The sequence below is a fragment of the uncultured Ramlibacter sp. genome (assembly GCF_936925435.1).
Classification (GTDB): domain Bacteria; phylum Pseudomonadota; class Gammaproteobacteria; order Burkholderiales; family Burkholderiaceae_C; genus Ramlibacter.
Genome location: NZ_CAKZHQ010000049.1, coordinates 151,073 through 171,515 on the forward strand (window position 1 = coordinate 151,073; position 20,443 = coordinate 171,515).

At 64.7% G+C, this 20,443-nt stretch carries 15 protein-coding genes, 1 pseudogene and 1 riboswitch; of the genes and pseudogenes, 8 read left to right on the forward strand and 8 right to left on the reverse strand.

What is annotated here, in order from left to right:
• Positions 1-42: 42 nt before the first annotated feature.
• The gene (recQ, locus tag Q0632_RS20210; protein WP_298933622.1) at positions 43-1,893 is read right to left on the reverse strand and encodes a DNA helicase RecQ; all 1,851 of its coding nucleotides are present in this window, start codon (positions 1,891-1,893) and stop codon (positions 43-45) included.
• Between the two features lie 70 nt (positions 1,894-1,963).
• On the opposite strand from recQ, the gene Q0632_RS20215 reads away from it, so the two are divergent.
• On the forward strand, positions 1,964-3,010 hold the full coding sequence (locus tag Q0632_RS20215; protein ID WP_298933588.1) for a homocysteine S-methyltransferase family protein: 1,047 nt from the start codon (positions 1,964-1,966) through the stop codon (positions 3,008-3,010).
• A gap of 203 nt (positions 3,011-3,213) precedes the next feature.
• Positions 3,214-3,663 carry an Lrp/AsnC family transcriptional regulator gene (locus tag Q0632_RS20220; RefSeq protein WP_298933589.1) on the forward strand — a complete coding sequence of 150 codons (450 nt, stop codon included), beginning with the start codon at positions 3,214-3,216 and terminating at the stop codon, positions 3,661-3,663.
• Between the two features lie 84 nt (positions 3,664-3,747).
• Here Q0632_RS20220 and Q0632_RS20225 read toward each other — a convergent pair whose 3' ends face one another.
• Positions 3,748-4,659, reverse strand: a complete 912-nt coding sequence (locus Q0632_RS20225; protein ID WP_298933590.1) for a LysR family transcriptional regulator — start codon at positions 4,657-4,659, stop codon at positions 3,748-3,750.
• Positions 4,660-4,759: 100 nt separating this feature from the next.
• Here Q0632_RS20225 and Q0632_RS20230 point away from each other — a divergent pair, with 100 nt between their 5' ends.
• Complete coding sequence (locus Q0632_RS20230; RefSeq protein WP_298933592.1) at positions 4,760-5,203, forward strand: PACE efflux transporter; 444 nt, start codon at positions 4,760-4,762, stop codon at positions 5,201-5,203.
• A gap of 16 nt (positions 5,204-5,219) precedes the next feature.
• Here Q0632_RS20230 and Q0632_RS20235 read toward each other — a convergent pair whose 3' ends face one another.
• The 3 genes from Q0632_RS20235 to Q0632_RS20245 form a co-directional block, all read right to left on the reverse strand.
• Positions 5,220-6,200, reverse strand: a complete 981-nt coding sequence (locus tag Q0632_RS20235) for a Bug family tripartite tricarboxylate transporter substrate binding protein (protein ID WP_298933595.1) — start codon at positions 6,198-6,200, stop codon at positions 5,220-5,222.
• A gap of 53 nt (positions 6,201-6,253) precedes the next feature.
• The gene (locus Q0632_RS20240) at positions 6,254-7,363 is read right to left on the reverse strand and encodes an ABC transporter substrate-binding protein (protein WP_298933597.1); all 1,110 of its coding nucleotides are present in this window, start codon (positions 7,361-7,363) and stop codon (positions 6,254-6,256) included.
• A gap of 217 nt (positions 7,364-7,580) precedes the next feature.
• The gene (locus Q0632_RS20245; RefSeq protein WP_298933599.1) at positions 7,581-8,186 is read right to left on the reverse strand and encodes a cyclic nucleotide-binding domain-containing protein; all 606 of its coding nucleotides are present in this window, start codon (positions 8,184-8,186) and stop codon (positions 7,581-7,583) included.
• A gap of 50 nt (positions 8,187-8,236) precedes the next feature.
• Positions 8,237-8,310: riboswitch (S-adenosyl-L-homocysteine riboswitch) on the forward strand.
• 35 nt (positions 8,311-8,345) lie between these two features.
• Here Q0632_RS20245 and metH point away from each other — a divergent pair.
• Both metH and Q0632_RS20255 read left to right on the forward strand, forming a co-directional pair.
• Positions 8,346-11,093 carry a methionine synthase gene (gene metH, locus Q0632_RS20250; RefSeq protein WP_298933601.1) on the forward strand — a complete coding sequence of 916 codons (2,748 nt, stop codon included), beginning with the start codon at positions 8,346-8,348 and terminating at the stop codon, positions 11,091-11,093.
• A gap of 77 nt (positions 11,094-11,170) precedes the next feature.
• Positions 11,171-12,157 (forward strand): YihY/virulence factor BrkB family protein, encoded by a 987-nt coding sequence (locus tag Q0632_RS20255; RefSeq protein WP_298933603.1) that lies wholly within the window; start codon positions 11,171-11,173, stop codon positions 12,155-12,157.
• On the opposite strand, the gene Q0632_RS20260 is transcribed toward Q0632_RS20255, so the two are convergent.
• The 3 genes and pseudogenes from Q0632_RS20260 to Q0632_RS20270 form a co-directional block, all read right to left on the reverse strand.
• Positions 12,064-13,266, reverse strand: a complete 1,203-nt coding sequence (locus Q0632_RS20260) for an MFS transporter (RefSeq protein ID WP_298933605.1) — start codon at positions 13,264-13,266, stop codon at positions 12,064-12,066. The genes Q0632_RS20255 and Q0632_RS20260 overlap by 94 nt on opposite strands.
• 95 nt (positions 13,267-13,361) lie before the next feature.
• Positions 13,362-14,531: a putative zinc-binding metallopeptidase gene (locus Q0632_RS20265; protein ID WP_298933607.1), complete on the reverse strand. Its 1,170-nt coding sequence runs from the start codon at positions 14,529-14,531 to the stop codon at positions 13,362-13,364.
• A gap of 55 nt (positions 14,532-14,586) precedes the next feature.
• Positions 14,587-15,180: pseudogene (locus tag Q0632_RS20270) on the reverse strand (ATP-binding protein); the annotation flags it as partial.
• Between the two features lie 81 nt (positions 15,181-15,261).
• Between Q0632_RS20270 and Q0632_RS20275 the strand changes: the two are divergent.
• From Q0632_RS20275 to Q0632_RS20285, 3 genes are all read left to right on the forward strand, one after another.
• Positions 15,262-16,425, forward strand: a complete 1,164-nt coding sequence (locus Q0632_RS20275; RefSeq protein ID WP_298933609.1) for a tyrosine-type recombinase/integrase — start codon at positions 15,262-15,264, stop codon at positions 16,423-16,425.
• A gap of 185 nt (positions 16,426-16,610) precedes the next feature.
• Complete coding sequence (locus Q0632_RS20280; RefSeq protein ID WP_298933611.1) at positions 16,611-18,107, forward strand: hypothetical protein; 1,497 nt, start codon at positions 16,611-16,613, stop codon at positions 18,105-18,107.
• Complete coding sequence (locus Q0632_RS20285) at positions 18,010-19,878, forward strand: site-specific integrase (protein WP_298933613.1); 1,869 nt, start codon at positions 18,010-18,012, stop codon at positions 19,876-19,878. Before Q0632_RS20280 ends, Q0632_RS20285 begins: the two co-directional genes overlap by 98 nt.
• Positions 19,879-20,443: the final 565 nt, after the last annotated feature.

Consider the following 20,443-nt stretch of genomic DNA (forward strand, 5'->3'; position numbering starts at 1 on the left):
CTCCCGGCCATCATGGCCGGATAGCTCCTGATTTGATAGCAATCAGGCGCTGGAGACGACCCGCAGCACTTCTTCGCCGTAGGCGTCCAGCTTCTTGGCGCCGATGCCGCTGACGCCTTGCAGGTCGTCCAGCGACTGCGGCGCCAGGGCGGCGATGGCCGCCAGCGTGGCGTCGTGGAAGATCACATAGGCCGGCAGGTTGTGCGCGCGCGCCACCTCGGCGCGCCAGGCCTTGAGGGCGGCAAAGCGCACCTGGCCGTCGTCGCTCAGGCCGGCGGCGACGGCTGGCGTGGCCTTGGCGCTGCCCTGGCGGCGCTTGCCTCCGCTGGGCGTGGAGACGGATTCGCGCAGCTTCACCGGCAGCTCGCCCTTGAGCACGGCGCGCGAGCCTGCGGTCAGCTGCAAGGTGTTGAAGGCCGAGGCGTCCACCGCCAGCGAACCGGTGGCGATCAGCTGGCGCAGCACGCCGCGCAGCTGGGTCTCGCTGAAAGCTGCGCCGATACCGAAGGTGGACAGCGCCTCATGGCCGAACTGCTTGACCTTCTCGGTGGGCTTGCCGCGCAGGATGTCCATGATGTGGCCGGCGCCGAAGCTGATGCCGCTTTGCTGCTGCACGCGGTAGATGGTGGACAGCAGCTTGCGCGCCGCGTCCGTGCCGTCCCAGATGTCCGGCGGGTTCAGGCAGTTGTCGCAGTTGCCGCAGGGTGTGGAGGCTTCGCCGAAATATTCCAACAGGCGCACCCGGCGGCAGTCGGCGGCCTCGGCCAGCGTCAGCAGGGCATCGAGCTTGCCGCGCATCACCTGCTTGAAGTCCTCGCCGGCCGGGCTCTCGTCGATCATGCGGCGCTGGTTGACCACGTCCTGCAGGCCATAGGCCATCCACGCCGCGGCCGGCAGGCCGTCGCGCCCGCCGCGCCCGGTCTCCTGGTAGTAGCCCTCGATGTTCTTGGGCATGTCCAGGTGGGCGACAAAGCGCACGTCGGGCTTGTCGATGCCCATGCCGAAGGCGATGGTCGCCGTCATGACGATGCCGTCCTCGCGCAGGAAGCGGTCCTGGTGGCGCTGGCGCACTTCGGCGTCCAGGCCGGCGTGGTAGGGCAGGGCGTTGATGCCTTCGGCGACGAGCGTCTGGGCGAGCTCTTCCACCCGTTTGCGCGACTGGCAGTAGACGATGCCGGCGTCGCCGGCGTGCTCGGCCTCGATGAAGCGCAGCAGCTGGGTCGTGGCGTCCTTCTTCTCGACGATGGTGTAGCGGATATTGGGCCGGTCGAAGCTGCTGACGAACTGGCGCGCCTGTTCGAGCTGGAGGCGCTCCACGATGTCCTCGCGGGTGATGGCGTCGGCCGTGGCCGTGAGGGCCAGGCGCGGCACGCCGGCATAGCGCTCGTGCAGCACGGTCAGGGCGCGGTACTCCGGCCGGAAGTCGTGGCCCCACTGGCTGACGCAGTGGGCCTCGTCGATGGCGAACAGGCTGAGCTGGCCGCGCTCGTGCAGGGCGTCGAGCTGGGCCAGGAAGCGCAGCGTCGTGACCCGCTCGGGTGCGGCGTACAGCAGGGTGATCTCGCCGCGCAGCATGCGCTTTTCGACCGCGTTGGCCTCTTCGCCCGACAAGGTGGAATTGAGGAAGGCAGCGTCGACGCCGGCCTCGTGCAGGGCGCCGACCTGGTCGTGCATCAGCGCGATCAGCGGCGAGACCACGATGCTCACGCCGTGGCCTGCCCTCTGGCGGGCGATCGCCGGGATCTGGTAGCACAGCGACTTGCCGCCGCCGGTGGGCATCAGCACCAGGGCATCGCCGCCGGCGATCACGTGGTCGACGATGTCGGCCTGCGGTCCGCGGAACTGCTCGTAGCCGAAGACTTCGTGGAGGATGGACTGGGGGGCGGGGGCGATGGTCTGCAAGATGGGGCTATTGTCCGGGATGGCGCGGGCGCAAGGCTTTGTTCCTACAATTGAATGCACCATGAAGCCCATCACCTACACCCGCGGCCAGGCCCTGCCCGGCATCCTCGCGCAGCGCATCGCCATCCTCGACGGCGCGATGGGCACGATGATCCAGCGCTTCAAGCTGACCGAGGAACAGTACCGCGGCGAACGCTTCAAGGACTTCGAGCGCGACGTCAAGGGCAACAACGAACTGCTGTCGCTGACGCGCCCCGACGTGATCAGCGCCATCCACGAGGGCTACCTGGCCGCCGGCGCCGACATCGTCGAGACCAACACCTTCGGCGCCACCACGGTGGCCCAGGCGGACTACGACATGGCCGGCCTGGCGCGCGAGATGAATCTGCAGTCCGCCAAACTGGCGCGCGCCGCCTGCGACAAGTTCTCCACGCCGGACAAGCCGCGCTTCGTCGCCGGCGCCCTGGGCCCGACGCCCAAGACCGCCAGCATCAGCCCCGACGTCAACGACCCGGGCGCGCGCAACGTCGACTTCGAAGCCCTGCGCGCCGCCTACTACGAACAGGTCGAGGCCCTGGTCGAGGGCGGCAGCGACCTGCTGCTGGTCGAGACCATTTTCGACACGCTCAACGCCAAGGCGGCGCTGTTCGCCATCGACGAGTACTTCGAGCATTCCGGCGAGCGCCTGCCCATCATCATCAGCGGCACGGTGACCGATGCTTCCGGCCGCATCCTCAGCGGCCAGACCGTCACAGCCTTCTGGTACAGCGTGCGCCACGCCCAGCCGCTGGCCGTGGGCCTGAACTGCGCGCTGGGCGCGGCGTTGATGCGGCCCTACATCCAGGAGCTGGCCAAGGTGGCCGGCGACACCTTCATCTCCTGCTATCCCAACGCCGGCCTGCCCAATCCCATGAGCGAGACCGGTTTCGACGAGACGCCCGAGGTGACTTCGCGCCTGCTCAAGGACTTTGCCGCCGAAGGCCTGGTCAACATCGTGGGCGGCTGCTGCGGCACCACGCCCGAGCACATCGCCGCCATCGGCCAGGCGGTGCAGCCGCTGGCTTCGCGTTCGGTGCGGCGCGATTTCTTCTACAAGGAAGCGGCTTAAGGCCAAGGCCGCTGCCACAAACAACAAAGGGGCCAGCAAGCGGTAACTTGCTGCCCCTTGCCATTTCACCGGCGCCGGTAAGCGCTGCGTCCTGCCCCAAGTATCCGCTCCAGGCCACCGAAGGCCTTTCTGTTCTTCTGCGAATAGGCCAGGATCTCAGAAATATCTTCTGATTCAGCGGAAAAGGCGGATAATTTTTCTGCATGGACGCCATTGACCGGAAAATTCTCCAGGCCTTGCAGGCCAACGGCCGGGCCGGCCTGCAAGACATCGGCCAGCAGGTGGGCCTGTCGGCCTCGCCCTGCTGGGAGCGCATCCGCAAGCTGGAGCAGTCCGGCGTGATCGAGGGCTTCACCGTGCGGCTCAATGCCCAGGCGCTGGGCTGGAGCGACACGGTGCTGGTCCAGCTCACGCTGGACAGCCACACCGACAACACGCTGGAGAAATTCGGCGAGGTGCTGGCCACCATCCCCGAGGTGGTCGAGGCCTACCTGGTCTCAGGCGAATACGACTACCTGCTGCGGGTGGCGGTGAAGGACACGCGCGACTACGAGCGCCTGCTGCGCGAGAAGCTCTACAAGATCAAGGGCATCCGCCACAGCAAGTCCAGCTTCGTGCTGCGGACCCTGAAAAGGGCCGATTTACCCCTTTGATCCGCGCTTTGCCCTGGAGGCACCGGGCAGATACTTCATGCTTCTCCTCGGTTGTGCGATTTCTGCAAGTTTTAAGCGCAATCTTCATGTCCCCCGCGCCGGTATCGGCCCGGGGGATTTTTTTGCTTCCACCAGCGCGATGAAGCGCTGGGCCGCCAGGCCCAGCGGGCGCTCCTTGGACCACACCACGTCGACCCACAGGGCGAGCTGGTTGGTCAGGTGTTGCAGCGGGATTTCCACCAGCGTGCCGGCCGCGATGTGCGGCTGCACGAAGCTGCGCGGCAACCAGCCCCAGCCCACGCCGGCGCTGATCAGGCCCAGCGCCGCGATGTGGTTGTCGGTGCGCCAGTGCTGGCGGGCAAAGACGAAGCGCGGGTCGCTCAGGGCGAGGTCGCGGCTGGCCACCACCACCTGGCGCGTGGTGGTCAGGTGCTCGGCGCCCAGCACTCCCTGGGCCAGCAGCAGCGGGTGGTCCGTCGCCATCACCGCCACCAGGGTTTCGCTGCCCACTTCGCGGAAACCTTCGCGGCCGTCCAGGCTGGGCCGCTCGAACACCAGGGCCAGCTGCACGCGCCCCTCATGCAGCAGGCGCAGGGCGTCGGCTTGCGGCGCGGCCAGCACCTCCACCTCCAGCAGCGGATGGTCCTGGGCCAGCGCCGCCAGCGGTGCAGCCCAGGCTGCCGACAACAGCTCGGGAGCGATCGCCAGCGCCAGCCGGGTTTCCAGGCCCTGGGTCAGCGACAACGCCTGGGCCTGCAACTGGCGCAGCTGGCTGGCCAGCAGCCGGGCCTGGGGCTCCAGCGCGCGCGCCGCCGGCGTGGGCCGCGGCTCGCGCCCGGAGCGGTCGAACAGGTTCAGATGCAACTCCGCTTCCAGGTGGGCGATGGCCATGCTCACGGCCGAAGGCACGCGCCGCAGGGCCCGCGCCGCCGCGGAAAAGGATCCGTGGTCGAGCACGGCGAGAAACACCTGGACGCTGTCGCTGGAAAAGGCCATGGGCGATTGATCTGTCAGTAGTCCTGAAACTAGCTGACTTTATATGTCAGATGAATGCACATAAAGTGCATTTTTCGGCGGAACAAAGCAGGACAGGGCAATGCAGGGAATCAAGCGCAAGCTGGTGTACGTGGCTCTTTACGAGACCATCGCGATCGCCGTGGCCAGCTGGGGCCTTGCCCTGATGTCCGGGCGCGACCTGGGCCATTCGGGCGCCCTGGCGGTGATGGCCTCGGCCGTGGCCATCGTCTGGAATCTGGGCTTCAACACCGCCTTCGAGGCCTGGGAGTCGCGCCAGGCGGTGCGCGGGCGCAGCGTGCTGCGCCGGGTCGCCCATGCCATCGGCTTCGAGGGCGGGCTGGCCGCCGTCCTGGTGCCGCTGTTTGCCTGGTGGCTGCAGGTGAGCCTGTGGCAGGCCCTGGTGATGGACCTGGGCCTGCTGGTGTTCTTCCTGGCCTACACCTTCGTCTTCAACTGGCTCTTCGACCGGGTGTTCGGCCTGCCGGCCTCGGCGCTGGGCCTGGCCAAGCCGTCCACGACCTGACCGCCCAAGCGCTGGCTTACTGCGGCACGACGCCCAGGGTCTTGACGATCTTGCTCCAGACCTCGGTGTAGGCCTTCTCACGGGCGGCCAGCTGCTGCGGCGGCATGTAGCCCACCGTCAGGCCCATGCCGGTCAGGCGCTCGCGCACCTCGGGCATGGCGACGACCTTGGCCACCGCCTCGGACAGGCGGGCGATGGCAGCCGGCGGCGTGCCGGCTGGTGCGAACAGGCCGTAATACGGCAGTTCCTCAAAGCCGGACACGCCCAACTCGGCGAAGGTCGGCACTTCCGGCATCACGGCCTGGCGTTGCGTGCCCAGCACGCCGATCACGCGGATCTTGCCGGCCTTGTGGTTCTCGATGAAGTCGGGGATGGAGCCGACGCCGGCGGCGATCTGGTTGCCCAGCATGTCGCCGATCATGGGCGCGCTGCCGCGGTAGGGCGCGGCCTGCAGGTCCAGCGCGTACTTCTGGCCGATCAGCTTGACCAGGAATTCCGGCGTGGAAGAGGGGGCGGGGACGCCCACCGTGCCCTTGCCCTGGCCCGCGCCCTTCACCCAGGCCACGTACTCGGGCACGGTCTTGGCCGGCGTGCCGCCGGAGACCGCCAGCGCATTGACGAAGGTGGCGAAACCGGCGACGGCGACGAAGTCCTTGGCCGGCTCGAAGCCGGGGTTCTTGGTGACCAGGGGCAGGATGGAGACCGTGTGGTCGTGCGTCAGGAAGATGGTGTTGCCGTCGGGCGCCGCGGCCTTCAGGGCCTGGGCGGCGATCTGGCCACCGGCGCCGGCGCGGTTCTCGACGATCACCGGGTGGCCCAGTTGGTCCTTGAGCTTGTCGGCCAGGGTGCGGGCGATCACGTCGGTGCCGCCGCCTGCGGGAAAGCCCACCAGGATGCGCAGCGGCGCATGGCTTTGGGCCAGGGCCGCGCCCCCGAACAGGGTGGCGCCAAGGGCAAGTGAGGCGGCAAGCGCGCGACGGCGGTGCGAAACAGTCATCCGGGAACTCCTGAATAAAACAAAACGGGAATCGTGCAAGAAGCGGACCGCGCTTAGCGCTTCATCACGCCCTCGCGCGTCACCAGGGCCAGTTCGACGAACTTGCTGCCGTGGTGGGCGTCGGGCGAGAAGTGGACCTTGAAGCCGCCCAGGTCGTAGGTGCCCAGGTTGGCCAGGGCCTCGCGCACGCCCTGCGCGGTAACGGGCTTCTTCGCCCGCCGGATGGCCTCGACCAGCACCTTGGCGCCGAAGCAGGCTTCCAGCTGGGTCGAGTTCATGTCCTTGATGCCGGCCGCTTCCAGCGCGGCATCGCATTCGCGCACTGCCGGCAACGAGGAAGAGGGGCTGGGCACGACCTGGGCGATCGACACGCCGGCGCTCAGTGGCCCGGCGGCGACGATGAACTGGTCGGCCCCGACAAAGGACAGGCTGGAGGTCGGCACCATCTTGCCTTGCGCCGCCATTTCCTTTTGCAGCTGGGCCAGCGCGCCCGACAGCACGGTGTTGAGGATCAGCTCGGGTTTTTGCGCCAGCATGGCGTCGACCTCGGCCTTGCCCACCGAGGCGTTGCGCTTGAGGGCGAAGGCCTGGGGCGTCAGCTTGATCTTCTGCAGGTACTCAGTGACCACCTGCAGGTTCTGCCGGCCCACCTCGTCGTCGTAGTGCAGCACGGTGACCTGCTTGAAGCCCAGGCTGGTCCAGAAGCCCAGGATCCTTTCCATCTCCTCGCCGTAGGAGGCGCGGGTGGTGAACAGGGTCTGGCTTTTGGCCCGGACCGGGTTGGCCCCGGAAAATGGCGCGACGAAGGGCACGCCGGCCGCCTCGGCCTGCGGCATGGCGTCCAGGCTCAGGGTGGCCGAGCCATAGCCGAACAGGGCCAGCAGGTTGGGCTTTTGTAACAGCGCTTTTGTGTTGGTGCCGGCCGTGGCGCGGTCATTTTTGTCATCCATGGCGACCAGTTCGAGCGGCCGGCCCTGCACGCCGCCCCTGGCGTTGATGGCGGCAAACCAGGCGCCGGCGCCGGCGCGGATGTCGGTCCCGAACTTGGCATTGCTGCCGCTCAGGGGCGCGGATTGGCCGACCACCCACTTGTCCTGGGCCTGGGCGGCCGGGAGGGCGGCGCAGCAGATTGCCGCTGCCACCAAGGAAAGACGCACACGCATTGCAAATCCCCTGTTTTCGGAACCGGCGATTTTAGGGAAGCCGGCAGGAACCCCTGTCGCAGGAGCGGCGGAGCGGGGCTCTGCGGCCCAGGCACGATTGATGCTTACCTGCTGACGTCTCCTCGGTTAGGCAGCTTTTGCAAGTTTCTTCAGCCTGACCTGCTCATATCCCCCGGGGCGGGAAGGTCCCGGGGGATTTTTTTGCGCCCGGGCCTGCCTAGTGCGGCATCAGAGCGTGGATTTCCTCGTTCATGGCCTGGGTCAGCTGGGCATAGAGCTTGAGCTTGTCCTGGCATTCGCGCATGCGCTCGGCGATGCGCAGCGAGACCGCCATCATCAGCTTGGCGGCCGTCTGCGGGTGGTCCTGCAGCAGGCGGTTGAGCGCGTTGCGGGTGAGGATGGCGCAGCGCAGCTCGCTCATCGCGGTGCAGGAGGCCGAGCGCGGCTCGCCGTCCAGCAAGCCCATCTCGCCGATCAGACTGCCCGGGCCCAGCACGGTGACGGTGATGGGCTCGGTGCGGCTGACCACGATGGTCTCGATCGTCACCTGGCCTTCAAGCAGCAACAGCATGAAGTCGGTGTGCTTGGTGTCGCCTTCGCGGATGAAGGTCGTGCCCTCGCTGATGCGCAGCGGCCGCATGTAGGCCACCACCTGGCGCGCTTCATCGCGGCCCAGTTGCAGCGCCGCGCTGGGCGCGGACAGCAGTTCGGCCGCCCGGTCGGCGGCCGCCGAGCCTTCGGACGGATAGCTGCCGCGGTCGTCCGGCCCTGCCGGCGCGCTTGCGCCGGGTTTGCGGGAAAAGAGCTTGGAAAGGATGCGCATTGGAGGGCTGGACGCAGCGGCATGCGCCTGGGCGGAATAAAATGACTGTATCTCAAGGAGCGCTGCAGCGTCCGGCCACCGAGGCCCGGCGTCAGGCTTGAGGACCCAACTGCGCTCACCTGGACCAACCGCCGGCACGCGCCGGCTTGCGAACACAAGGTGAGGCAGATGCAGCAGACACACGTACCCCCCATGAAACTGTCCGGCCTGGAGCCGGTGGCCATCGGCGCGGGCAGTTTGTTTGTCAATGTCGGCGAACGCACCAACGTCACCGGTTCCAAGGCCTTTGCCCGCATGGTCCTGAACGGCCAGTTCGAGGAGGCCCTGGCCGTGGCGCGCCAGCAGGTGGAAAACGGCGCCCAGGTGATCGACATCAACATGGACGAGGCCATGTTGGACAGCAAGGCCGCCATGGTGCGCTTTCTCAACCTGATCGCCAGCGAGCCTGACATCGCCCGCGTGCCCATCATGGTGGACAGCTCCAAGTGGGAGGTGATCGAGGCCGGCCTGCGCTGCATCCAGGGCAAGGGCATCGTCAACTCCATCTCCATGAAGGAGGGCGTGGAGGGCTTCAAGCACCAGGCCCGCCTGTTGCGCCGTTATGGCGCTGCGGCCGTGGTGATGGCCTTCGACGAGAAGGGCCAGGCCGACACCTACGCGCGCAAGGTCGAGATCTGCAAGCGGGCCTACGACATCCTGGTCGACGAGATCGAATTCCCGCCCGAGGACATCATCTTCGACCCCAACATCTTCGCGATCGCCACCGGCATCGAGGAGCACAACAACTACGCGGTGGACTTCATTGAGGCCACGCGCTGGATCAAGCAGAACCTGCCGGGCGCCAAGGTCTCGGGCGGCGTGAGCAACGTGTCCTTCAGCTTCCGCGGCAATGACCCGGTGCGCGAGGCCATCCACACCGTCTTCCTCTACCACGCCATCCAGGCGGGCATGGACATGGGCATCGTCAACGCCGGCATGGTCGGCGTGTACGACGAGCTCGAGCCCGTGCTGCGCGAGCGGGTCGAGGACGTGGTGCTCAATCGCCGGCCCGACGCCGGCGAGCGCCTGGTCGAGATCGCCGAGACCGCCAAGAGCGGCGCCAAGGACGAGAGCAAGAAGCTCGAATGGCGCGGCACGCCCGAGCATCCGGTGCACGTCAACCAGCGCCTCTCGCATGCCATGGTGCACGGCATCACCGACTTCATCGTCGAGGACACGCAAGAGGCCTACCAGCAGGTCCTGGCCAGGGGCGGCCGGCCGCTGCACGTGATCGAAGGCCCGTTGATGGACGGCATGAACATCGTGGGCGACCTGTTCGGCCAGGGCAAGATGTTCCTGCCCCAGGTGGTCAAGTCGGCACGGGTGATGAAGTCGGCCGTGGCCCACCTCATCCCCTACATCGAGGAAGAAAAGCGCCTGGACGAGGCCGCCGGCCGCGACGTGCGGACCAAGGGCAAGATCATCATCGCCACCGTCAAGGGCGACGTGCACGACATCGGCAAGAACATCGTGACCGTCGTGCTCCAGTGCAACAACTTCGAGGTGGTCAACATGGGCGTGATGGTGCCCTGCCACGAGATCCTGGCCCGGGCCAAGGTCGAGGGAGCGGACATCGTCGGCCTGTCGGGCCTGATCACGCCCAGCCTGGAAGAGATGCAGTACGTGGCCGGCGAGATGCAGAAGGACGAGCATTTCCGCATCCGCAAGATTCCGCTGCTGATCGGCGGCGCCACCACCAGCCGCGTCCACACCGCGGTGAAGATCGCGCCGCATTACGAAGGGCCGGTGGTCTACGTGCCCGATGCCTCGCGCAGCGTGAGCGTGGCGCAGTCGCTGCTGTCGGACCAGGCGGCCAGGTACATCGACGAGATCAACGCCGACTACGACAAGGTGCGCCACCAGCACGCCAACAAGAAGCAGGTGCCGCTGTGGCCCCTGGCCAAGGCCCGCGCCAACAAGACGCCGCTGGATTGGGCCGCCTACCTGCCGCCTGTCCCGAAGTTCCTGGGCCGCCGTGTCTTCAAGAACTTCGACCTGACGGAACTGGCCCGCTACATCGACTGGGGCCCCTTCTTCCAGACCTGGGACCTGGCCGGCCCCTTCCCGGCCATCCTCAAGGACGAAGTGGTGGGCACGGAGGCGGTGCGCGTCTACGGCGACGCCAAGCGCATGCTGCAGCGCCTGATCGAGGGCCGTTGGCTGACGGCCAGCGGTGTCGTCGGCTTCTGGCCGGCCAACACCGAGAACGACGACGACATCGTGCTCTACACCGACGAGTCGCGCAGCCAGGCCGCGCTGACCTGGTACGGCATGCGCCAGCAGACCGAGAAACAGGTGATCGAGGGCGTGATGCGGCCCAGCCGCTGCCTGGCGGACTTCGTCGCGCCCAAGGCCAGCGGCCTGAAGGACTACGTGGGCATGTTCGCGGTGACGGCCGGCATCGGCGTGGACAAGAAGGAGAAGTACTTCGCCGACGACCTGGACGACTACTCGGCCATCATGCTCAAGGCCCTGGCCGACCGGCTGGCCGAGGCCTTTGCCGAGGCGTTGCACCACCGTGTGCGCACCGACCTGTGGGGCTACGCGGCGGATGAGGGCCTGTCCAACGAAGAGATGATCGGCGAGAAGTACCGCGGCATCCGGCCGGCGCCGGGTTACCCGGCCTGCCCCGACCACAGCGTCAAGGGCCCGATGTTCGAGGTGCTGCAGGCCGGCGAGGTCGGCATGTCGCTGACCGACAGCCTGGCCATGCTGCCGGCCGCCAGCGTCAGCGGCTTCTACCTGGCGCACCCCGAGAGCACCTACTTCAACGTCGGCAAGATCGGTCAGGACCAGCTCGAGGACCAGGCCCGCCGCCGCGGCGCCGACATCGCCAGCCTCGAGCGCCTGTTGGCGCCCAACCTCTAGAACCGTCGGAGCCAGCCTACGCCGGCCGATGAGGTCGGCCTATGGGCGCCGCAGCGGCGCGGCCCCAGGATGGCGCGATGGCTTCCTGGTCTGACCACATTCCCGCCTGGCTGCGCAGTGCGGCGCGGCCGGCTGCGCCCATCGCGCGCGCCGCGCAGCTGTGGAGCGATGCCGGCGGCATGCGCATGAGCGCCGCCATGTCCTTCTACGGCATCCTCAGCCTGGCGCCGCTGCTGATCGTGCTGGTCGGCGTACTGGGCTGGTGGATGGACCGCGAGGTGCTGGAGCAGGGCCTGGTGGCGCAGATCGGCACCATCGTCGGCCAGCAGGGCGGAGCCCTGATCGAGCAGGCCCTGGCCAGCGCCAAGGAACCGGCCGAAGGCATCACCGCTTCGCTGATCGGTTTTGCCGTGCTGCTGTTCGGCGCCACCGGCGTCTTCAGCGAACTGCAGGAGGCCTTCGAGCGGCTCTGGCTGCACGGCACCGAGGTGGCGGCCAAACAGAAGTGGTGGCACGGCGCCTCGCTGCGCCTGCGCGGCGTGGCCTATGTGCTGGCCTTCGGCTTCCTGCTGCTGACATCCCTGGCGGTGTCCACCCTGCTGAACCTGTTCTCGGGCTGGGCCGGCCAGTGGATGGGGCTGGAGCAGCTGCTGCGCGTGCTCAATGAGCTCGTCTCCCTGCTGGTGTGCACCGCGCTGTTCGTCGCCCTGATGCGCATGAGCGCGGGTCCCAAGCCGCAGCTGCGCTACCTGGTGCTGGGCGGCTTTGTCGGCGCCATCCTGTTCAGCGTGGGCAAGCAGGTGCTGGCGATCTACCTGTCGACCGCGGCCGTGGTCTCGGCCTATGGCGCGGCGGGTTCGCTGGTGGTGCTGCTGATGTGGATTTACTTCTCGTCGGCCGTGCTGCTGTTCGCCGCCGGCTGTGCCAAGGCGGTGGAGGACGAGCGCAAGCGCCGCGACAAGCCCGATGCTCAGAGCGGCAGCAGCGAGCGGCGCTGGGCCAGCAACAGCGCCAGCGCCGACACCACGCTCATGGCCAGCAGCAGCCACAGGCCCCAGCTGTAGCCTGCCTGCTGCGACCACAGCAGCCCCAGCAGCAGAGGCGCCAGCGCGCGGGCTAGCGCCGACGGCAGACCCAGCGCGCCGTTGAGGGCCGCCACATGGTCCCGGTTGACGTACTGGGCGATGGCCGTGCCCTTGACGATGGTCATCATGCCGTTGCCCAGGCCATAGAAGGCGACGAAGACCAGGGCCAGGGCCGGATGGCCGCCGGCGGCCAGCAGCGTGACCAGACCCAGCGGGATCAGGCAGGGGATCAGGCGATTCGCCAGATGCAGGTCGAAGCGGTGCTCGAAGAAGTACAGCAGCAGCCGGCCCAGCACCTGGATGGCGCCGATGCTCGCAGGCAGCGCGATCACCCAGGCTTCGGACAGGCCGCTCTCGCGCAGCAGGCTGACCATGTGGGCCGGCAGGGCCGCGGTCACGCCCATCATGCCGATGACGAAGACGCCGATCAGCAGAAATGGCGGGCTGCGCAGGTAGGTCGACAGCCCTGCGGCTGCGTGATCTGGCGCATGGACCCGTGGCGGCGGCGCATCGCGCAGCAGCACGGCATGCAAGGGAGCGCACAAGAAGAGGTGGAAGGCGGCCAGCACCCACAGCGCATGGCGCCAGCCCAGGGCCTGGATCAGCCAGGCCGACAGCGGGATGAAGACCGTGCTGGCCAGGCCGCCCAGAAAAGTCAGGGTGATGATGGCCTTGCGGAAATCATCCGGGAAGCGCCGCGTGACCACCGCGAACACCGGCGCATACAAGGTGGCGGACAGCGCCGCGCCCAGCACCAGCCAGGCGGCGTAGAAGCCGGCGGCGCTGTGTGCCACGCTGTGCAGCAGCAGGCCGGCCGCCACCAGCAGCGAGCCGCCGGTCATGACCGCACGCTCGTGGCCGCGGTCGATCCAGCGGCCCACCGGCCAGGCCAGCGCGCCTTCGGCCAGCAGGGCGATGCTGAAGGCCAGGGACGACTGCGCCCGCGTCAGGCCCAGCTCGCGTTCAACCGGTTCCATCAACAGGGCGAAGGTGTAGAACACGCTGCCCCAGGTGACCAGCTGGCCCAGCGAGAGCCAGCCCACCAGCCGCCTGTCGAGCGGGCGGGTGGTGGCGGTCAGCGGCGGCATGGCGCCATTGTGGCATGGCGCTTCATTGGCAAATCAGCCTCCAGCCCCCGTCCAATGGGCCTGAGTTGCTATCAAAAGCGGAGTGAGAGATGGTCTCAGACCACCGCCGGCCGGCCCTGGACCAGCAGGTGGATGAAGTGCAGCTTGGTGATGACCGGGCGCGACATGACGAAGGGATAGAAGTCGTTCAGGCCCATGCTGCGCGACATCTCGTTCAGGGCGGCCGTCACTTCCACCCAGGCATTGACGAAGCCCAGGCAGACATCGGCGGTCGCATCATCGGGGCGCCACAGCGCGTCGCGGCCCCAGGGCTGGGCCTCGATGTCGATGTTGTCGGCGTCGATGCCGAAACTCAGGGCCGTGTCGATGGTGTCGATCATGTGCAGATAGTGGGCCCAGGTCTCGGCCCAGTCCTCCCAGGGGTGGCTGCTGGCATAGCTGGTGATGAAGCGGGTGTCCCAGTCGGGCGGCGGCCCCTGGTCGTAGCTGGCCTGCAAGGCGGCCTGGTAGTCCTGGCGCTCGTCACCGAACAGGGCGCGAAAGGGCTCGAGCCAGTCGCTGTCTCGCACCAACACATCCCAGTAGTAGTGGCCCATCTCATGGCGCAAATGGCCCAGCAGGGTGCGGTAGGGCTCGTCCATCGCCTGGCGCGCGCGCTCGCGCGCGGCCGGGTCGGCCTCCTCGATGTTCAGGGTGATCAGGCCCTTGGCATGGCCGGTCAACACGGCTGAGCCATCCGGCCAGGAGGCCAGGAAGTCGAAGGCCAGGCCGGGTTCGGCTGTCTCGTCCGGCTTGGGATCGATAGGCAGCCCCAGTGCAATCAGCTGCGAGACCACACGCCGCTTGGCCAGCTCGATGCGCGACCACAGCTGGACGTGCCGGGCGTTTGACAGGTCGGGGATGGTGCGGTTGAGGCGGCAGGCCAGGCACAGCCCTTCTTTCTCCTCGTCGTCACTGGCCAGCAGCCAGTTGCAGCCGGCCAGGCTGAAGTTGTTGCAGCGCCGCCAGCTGGGCCCGTCCTCGCCGTCGCGCAGCGCCCGCCAGGCGTCCGCCACCTCGGGCGTGGGCGCGATGGACAGCAGCTCGCCCTGCTCCGGCGCGTAGCCCAGCTCGCTGCCGCAGGTCAGGCAGCGGCTGTTGCGGAAGAACACCGGCAGCCCGCACTGGCAGCGGAACGAGCGCGGCGCCCAGGGCGTCTTGTGCGGCTGCCACGCTTCGCGCTGGCGCTGGCGCTCGCTGAGTTGGTCGAAAGGTTGCTGGGCCATGGTGCTGTGTCTGGGCCATGGTAGTGGCAGCGCGGCCTTTGCCGCAAGGCAGTTTTCAGCTGCCGGTCCCCGCGCGCCGGTATTGCATCGCTTCGGCCACATGCGCCACCTCGACCTGGTCCGCGCCTTCCAGGTCGGCGATGGTGCGCGCCACCTTGAGCGCGCGGTGGGTGGCGCGCGCGCTCAGCGTCAGCCGGGCGGCGGCCTTGTTCAGGAAGGCTGCGGCTGCGCTGTCGAGCGCGGCGTGGGCATCGATCTCCTTGCCCTGCAGGTCGCGGTTGGGCTTGTGCTGGCGGGCCAGGGCGCGGTCCCGCGCGGCAATGCAGCGCGCGCGGATGGCGGCGCTGGCTTCGCCGGCCGGCGCGCGCAGCAAGTCCTCCGGCAGCAAGGAGGGCACGTCCACGTGCAGGTCGATGCGGTCTAGCAGCGGGCCGCTGAGCTTGCCCTGGTAGCGCGCCACCTGGTCGGGCGTGCAGCGGCAGGCCTTGTGGGGATGGCCCAGCCAGCCGCAGGGACAGGGGTTCATCGCACCTATGAACTGGAAGCGCGCCGGGAACTCGCAGCGCCGCGCCGCCCTGGCGATGGTGATGTGGCCGTTCTCCAGCGGCTCGCGCAGGGCTTCCAGCGCGGCGCGCGGGAACTCGGCCATTAGGTGGTGCGATTTGTATGTTTGTTACTGGTACGGTCGCTGTGAGGTATTTTTGCTTCCAGACGTCGTTCTCCTCTCCAAATGAAACTCCTACTTATCCGGCCATCGGATCACTTCTCGCATACAGATGAGCTGCGCGACTGTGCGGGGCATAGCATTCCACTTGACCGCCTTCCACTCTTCAACGTAGCGGCCCTGCCCGTAATAGTCGGCGACAACGGTCTGCCTGTGAAAGACGTTAATGGCTTCCTCGCTCACATGGCAGTACGTAGCCGAGGCGCTACCGGCGACACAGCGCGGACATATGCAGAGGCTGTTCTCAGCTGGTTGAAGTTCGCTCAGGCTCAGCGTTTCTCACTTGGGAATGCCACCGAAGAACTGTTGGCGCAGTACAGGAATGAGATGGTTGGCGCTTGCACCCCGGATGGAAAGCCGAAGTATTCACGTTCCACCGTCAACAACCGAGTAACGATTGCTGGGCGTCTTCATTTGTGGGGTAAGCGCAAAGGGCGACTTCTATCTCCTCTTGGGGAATTCCTGGAAAAGCAGCGGCTGGAAATGGGTCCGAGGAGCTACGGACAGCACCGCCATCGATCCGAGAACTCAATGCACCTCGGTACGAGCGAGAGATTGCCGAGGGTGCTTTCTCCTGAGGAATTGTCACGACTCTTCGTGGTGACTCCGCCGCAATACGTGCTTATGTTCCGATGGGCTGTAGCGACTGGCTTACGTAGATTTGAGGTGTGTGGATTGCGACGATCCGGTCTGTCCTCGCCAGAACAAATCGCCGCTCGGAACATGGAGTTGGTTCCGATAGAAATCGTGAGGAAAGGGGGTAAGACGGCTACCGTCCATGCGCCATCAGCGCTCGTGGAGCAGACATGGTGGTACATCCACTTCCAGCGGCCACGGCCGGAAAAGCAGCGGTTCGAAGATGTCGTGTTTCTTAACCGGTATGGAAGCCCATTCGCACGACAAACGCTAAGCAAGGTGTTCAGAAGCTGCGCGAACCAAATTGGATCCGATGCCACGCTGCATCACATGCGTCACACGTTTGCAGTGTCCGTTCTGGCGATCTTAGAGGCCAGTTCGAATAAAGGAAGGCCGATGAATTCACTTAAGGCTGTTCAAACGCTACTTGGCCATGCGAACGTGACGACGACAGAGATTTACTTGCGAGCACTGGAAATGTCTTCGGATGAAGTCCGGGAGTCTCTAGATTTCCTGTACGGGGCAACGCTGTGACCGACGCCCCTAGAAGCCGCGTTGTAGACCGTACGGTTGTGGAAATTCGAAGCCGGAACCCCTCCCGGCCGGCGACCAGGTATGACCTTGCTCACGAAGGCTTTCCCACCAAAGCTGCAGCAGCATTCGCGAGAGCCTTCGTCGCGAAACAAGGATCAAACGTCATTGAGTCGCAACGCGCTGCAATGATTCTCCTGAAGAAGTTCGCAGCATCAGTGAAGTCGCGAAAGACCTCTTCAGCCATAGTCCATGCCGATTGCCTGGCCCACTTCAACAAATGGTTGAGAAACGAGGGCTTGTCAGACAAGACGATCGGATCGGCGCACAACTTAGTAGCAAGTTTGCTTCGATGGTGTGTGAGAAATGCTCCTAGAGCGATAGCGAAGAACGTGAATATCTGGTCGACACCGCACGCTGCTGGTCTGGGCCAGCCACTTGAGGCGCGCAGTTCTCCCAATGCCGATCAGATAAAGCGGATCCTGGCGGCTTGCTATTCTGACATAGAGGGCATCGAGAACCGAATTTTTGAAGAGCGAATGCTTCCTCTCTCCCCGGAAGCTGGTGAGTACAAAGATCTTCTAATGTTCGTTTTGAAGAGCGGCGAAGGAATGTTGCCATCGCAGGAGGCGCTGCGGAAAGTTCGTGGAGGGACCTCGGCGCTGGTACAGCTTAAGAAGTATGGCGGACTAATGGGCGTCATCGCTCGCTACTACTTGACCCACGCGGATGTGTTTCCGTTCTACCTGGCAATTTTGATTCAGACCAGTGGAAACCCTCAATCAATTCTGAAGATGGGCCGCGACTGCATCGTTGGCGTTCCACTGCGGCCCGACCTGGAGCGACTTGTGTGGGAGAAGCGACGAGCTGGCCGCGAGCAGGCGCCGGAATTCCCACGATCGAAAGAATGGTCGGCGCCAAATATCGTAAGAAAGCTCCTTGCCTTGACGGATGAACTAGTTCCACAGGCTTCGACGTTCCATCGGGAATCCGTGTTCTTGTGCAGGAGTCTGCGATTGGCTGCAAGGTGCCTGAGCTGGCAAAGCATTCACCTGGAGTACCAGGACTTTCTGAAGCGACATGGCCTCCCTCACTTCGAGCTTAGGCAATATCGGACCGCAGGCGCGGTGCTGCACAACCAAGCCGCAAAAACAATTGAGGCATCGCGCATTCGCTTGCAGCATGCGGACGTCCAGACGACACGCAGCTACACGGCACAGTCAGACGTGCAAGGCTTTCATGACGGTGTGATTCTCAAGTTCCAGGGGCTGATTCGAGCAGCGGCCCAGCAGTACGGAGTTCGTCGAACAACTCCCGGTCAAACGGTAAGTACGGATTCCTTGTCCACCACCGTCTTTGGCTTTGACTGCTCCTCTCCTCTCGCGGGTACTGCTCCCGGCAGTAAGAAAGGGGAGCTCTGCCTTAGCTTTAGCCAATGCGCAACGTGTCCTGGAGCTATCGTGGTCGTGGATGACCCGGTGGTGGTGGCGCGCCTAGTGACTACCAGGGACCATCTGGTCAAGACGCGGGAGAGATCGTTGCGTGAGGGCTGGAGCCCGAGGTTTGATGCAATCTACGGTCCCACACTTGCAATACTGGAGCATCAAGTTCTTCCATTTGTTGCGCCGGAAACGTTCCGACTTGTTCAAGGTGTCGGTATACCTTCCCTTCCTCATCTTGAATGAAATGACGAACACCGTTATCCAACACAAAGGGACATACATTTGGAAGCTCCAACCAGGGGAGCTCTACGAAGGAACGTCGCCGGAGATCAAGTGGTTGGAATTTTTGCCGCCAAACGTTGGCACGTCCTACCGACGCTCGAGGCTTATTCAGTCCACAAAGATGGTCTTAGAGGCGTACATCAACACCCCACTAAGGAAATGGCGTGCTGGGATTTCAATGGGAACAGTTCTTGGTCGATATGGGCAGTTGAGAACAATTGCGCAATGGATGGTCGCGAGGGGCAAATGGCAGTTCAGTGAACTCACTCCCGACGATGTCTTAGCGTTCTTGGAAGCCCGTCGGCCGCGGCATGGGGAGGGGCCTACAGCACGCTCCACCATTCTTCGCTACCTAGTACTCTTCGAGAGCCTATGGGAATTTCGCGGTAAATACCATGGGTCCCTGCGCTTCAACATGGCAGAGTTTGAGGACGAAGTTTGGGAACACTGCGAGGTCAGGGATTCACGTCCGTGGCGCGCCACTGAGGAGGAATTTGCGGTTGCCCTTATTGCCGACTCGCTCGATTGGCTGCGCAAGCATGGCCAGCTAATGAGAAGCGTTGCAGGGGAAATTTACACTGCTCACACAAAAATGGTCGGCTTGTCGTTCTACCAGAAGCACAAGCTTTCCTCCGCGCTTTATGCGGGCATATGCGCGAAGCCTGAATTCATCCAGATGGCTAAGGCACTGCAGCTCCCGCCCGGCGGGTACGGTGTTCACAGGGCGTTCACTATCGCGGTTGGCGCCGCAATGAACGTCCTTCTTTTCATGGTCGGATTCCGCGCTTCGGAACTTGTGCGGTTGGACGCGGACTGCTTGACTATCCGGGTGGATCCCATTCACGGAAAGATTCCTTACCTGAAGGGAATCGCCGCGAAGAAGGGAGGGATCGCACGAGAATGGGTTGCAGGTGATCCCGTGCCCGAAATTGTGAAATGGCTCCTCGATTTGCATGAACGTTCCAGAGGAACGCATCGCGCACTCTTCATTGCGCGGTCAAATGGTTCGAGCATCCCTCTCCCTGGAAGGCGGCTGCGGCGTATGAGCTCAGCCAGTCCTATTACAGCTATGCAGGCCTTCGCCAATGCGCCGTTCAGGAGCGACCGACCAAAGGCGCACCTCCATCCGCATGCTGCACGAAAAACGTTTGCAGCCTTTGTTGTGAAGCGAGACAAGTCTGCTTTGGAGTCGCTTTCGCTTCACTTCGGGCATGTTTACCGCGCATTTACCGATGGTGCTTACGCCGGCGATCTCGAGCTAGCACGGCTTGTCGACCGTGCCGACAGAGACGAGTTAGGGCGTGGTCTGGCAGAGCTCCTGTCATCGCCCCAGCTTGCTGGTAAAGGCGCCGGATCCGTTCTTGACCTGAAGAAGCAGTCGCGTTTCAGAGGTGAGGTCGCGCTGACTTCAATGGTCGAACAGTTGATTGAGCGCGGTGCGAAGCTGGCCCCCTGCAATTGGGGCTATTGCTTGTACTCTCAGCCACTATCAGCCTGCAAAGGTGATTCACGTGGGCCTAACGACATTCTCCGGTCGCCGGAAGTGTGCTGTGGGTGCGCAAATTTTGTAGTCACTCGAAAGCATCTGCCTTGGTGGGAGAGTCGGGCCAAAGGAGATGCTGAGTTTCTCGGACGGGAAGACGTTCCTGAGCAAACCAAGTCCGTTGTGATGCGCCGTCTCGCTCACTCTGAGACGGTGCTCAGGGAGCTCGTGATGGCCAAGAAGTCATGAAGAAAGTCACTGTACGACGTCGCCTAGCGATTCCCAAAGTTGTAGATCGCGTCGAGGCTGCGCTCTTGCTATATCAGCGGAAGCACCCTAACCAAGTTATCACTGTCAGCGCCTTAGCGAGACTGGCGGGTGTGAATCGTTCCAACCTCTACACATCCCACAAGGACTTAGTGGATCGGTTGCGCGAGCAGCCAAAGCCAGAAAGAAGAGCGAACAATAAAAGCAGCATTCAGTTGCTTCAAAAGAGGGTTCGAGCTTTAAGTCGCCAAAACCAAGCGTTACTTTTGCTAAATGTTGAACTCAGCGAAGAGATATGCCGACTGAGGCTTAGGCTGAAATAGAACGCCATCCGCCCCCGCCAAGTTCAGTAAGGCTATTAACTGAACCCGGACGCGAGGTGTTTCAGCTAAGGCGCCCCGGATGGGTAGGCGGTGGCACTAGGCCGGCGCTGCCGGTATGTTCGCCCAATTTGTCGTGCAGTGCGGAGTTTTCCTCTCCAGCCTGGCGTGCAGCCGCTCAAGGATCTCCTCGTGCTCCCAGCGGCGCACACGTCGCTCCTTGCCGG